The following is a 1,955-nucleotide window of genomic DNA, read 5'->3' on the forward strand; positions in this document are numbered from 1 at the left end:
GCATGGGTGGTATGGGCGGCATGGGCGGCATGGGCGGCATGGGTATGATGTAGTTTTACCCGCGATCGCGCTGGAGAAATTTGTAGAGACGCGATCGCCCAGACGATCGGGACAGAGTTCCTAACGCCAGCCTCACTTGCAGTATGTTAGGGCAAGTGAGGCTGGCGTTATCAACTGTAATGGGTAAGTTTTGTAGGACTTACGCCCATGACTCCAGAAACCGGGTTTTTAAGAGAATCTGTGGGTAACAACCAAGTATTTTCGTCAAAAAACCCGGTTTCTTTGGTTGAGTGCGTAAGTCGTGTTTTGTTTACTGCGCTAGCTATAATATGGTAAGGTTAGTCCTTAAATAAGAAAAATTAATTATTAATTTTTTAGCTGTTATTAAATTTTGGTGGAGGCCAGCAGGCTAAGATACATCAAAAATATATTTGTTAGATAGACTATTTTTTTTAGGGAGCATCCCGATTTGTATGAAGAGCGAAAAAGACCTTTCCCCCCTACCTCCCTCTCCTACGAGGGGATGGGGAAATTTCTTTCTTTGTTTTTTTGCTGCGATCGTCCCCAGGATGTTCAAGTTGCGATCGCCAAGGTGGTTAGGACATTCTTGTTTCCTCAAACCCTTAAGTCTATTCCCTTCTTCCTCTTCTTCCCTAGTCCCTAGCCCCTAGCCCCTAGCCCCTAACCGCTGAAAGCGGTTTCTATAGCTATTTAACGCTTAAGTTTTCACAGTTTACACTACCAATTATGAAGGAAGCAATGAACTGGTTTGAAACATTTTTAGCTACTTCTGCTGATGCCTTCATAGAGTACACTCAAGAGCGGAAGTATGTATTAATTAATCCTGTTGCTGCTTGCACTTGGCTGGGATTAGAGCCTGCTGAAATCATCGGTAAAAACAATCTAGAATTAATAAATTTATACCCCACTAATCCAGGGCTAAAATATATAATCTCACAGATAGATCCCTGCCTGGAACAAGTATTACTCACAGGTGAAAAAAGAACCGCAATCCACGAAGCGATCGCCAGCGATGGCAACATAAAAGTTTACGAAACAGCTTATACGCTGGTAGAAGACGGTAGCGGGAATGCACGAGTTTTTAGCGTCGGCAGAGATATTACTCCCCATTACCGCTGGCAACAGCAGACAACTGAACAGCTACGCAGATCCACTGATTTACTATGGTTAAATACCGCCAATAGTCCTCTAGGAATGATTGGATGGGACGAACAATTTTGCATTATCCAGTGGTCAAAACGAGCCGAGGAAATATTTGGCTGGAGTGCCGAAGAAGTGATGGGTAAACCACCGATGGATTTTCCCTTAATTTACCCAGAGGATGCGGAAGTTGTTAATGCTTTGATCGCTCAACTTTTAGCTGGTAATAGCAATACTTCAATTAATCGAAATTACACCAAAAGCGGACAAAAAATTTGGTGTCACTGGTTTAATTCGATTATTCGCAGTGGCGACAGTTTTACAATCCTATCCTTAGTAGAAGATATCACCGATCGCAAACTTCTAGAAGAGGCCGCCGCAGAGCGATCGCGCTTAACAGCATTGACGGCTGATGTAGGTATCGCCCTTACGCGCCACCCAGAAGAAATCCTCGGCCCTTGTTGCTCAGCAGCGATACATCATCTCGACGCAGCCTCAACAATAATTTGGACTTTCAACGCTCAAGAAAACGTTTTAGAACTCCAAGCTGTTGCTGGATTCAGCCCCGCCCCAAATGGCCCCGATAGTCGCATCGCCTTTGGTTGCGGCAAAATCGGTCTAATTGCACAGCAGCAACAGGCCGTATTTGACAACAGTTTTGCGATCGCAGACTTTGAATCAGGTGACTGGGGACTGGGGAGAGGAGATGGGGGAGATGGGGGAGATGGGGGAGATAGGGGAGATGAGGAAGTTAAATCGAACCTATCCTCCCTATCATCCCTATCATGCCCCCC

At 45.2% G+C, this 1,955-nt stretch carries 1 protein-coding gene; it reads left to right on the plus strand.

The window, feature by feature from the left end:
* Positions 1 to 747: 747 nt before the first annotated feature.
* Positions 748 to 1,955: PAS domain-containing protein (locus PN499_RS25865; RefSeq protein WP_272035940.1), on the plus strand; the 1,208-nt coding region annotated here is incomplete at its 3' end.

Source organism: Kamptonema animale CS-326 (assembly GCF_028330895.1).
GTDB classification, from domain to species: domain Bacteria; phylum Cyanobacteriota; class Cyanobacteriia; order Cyanobacteriales; family Microcoleaceae; genus Kamptonema; species Kamptonema formosum.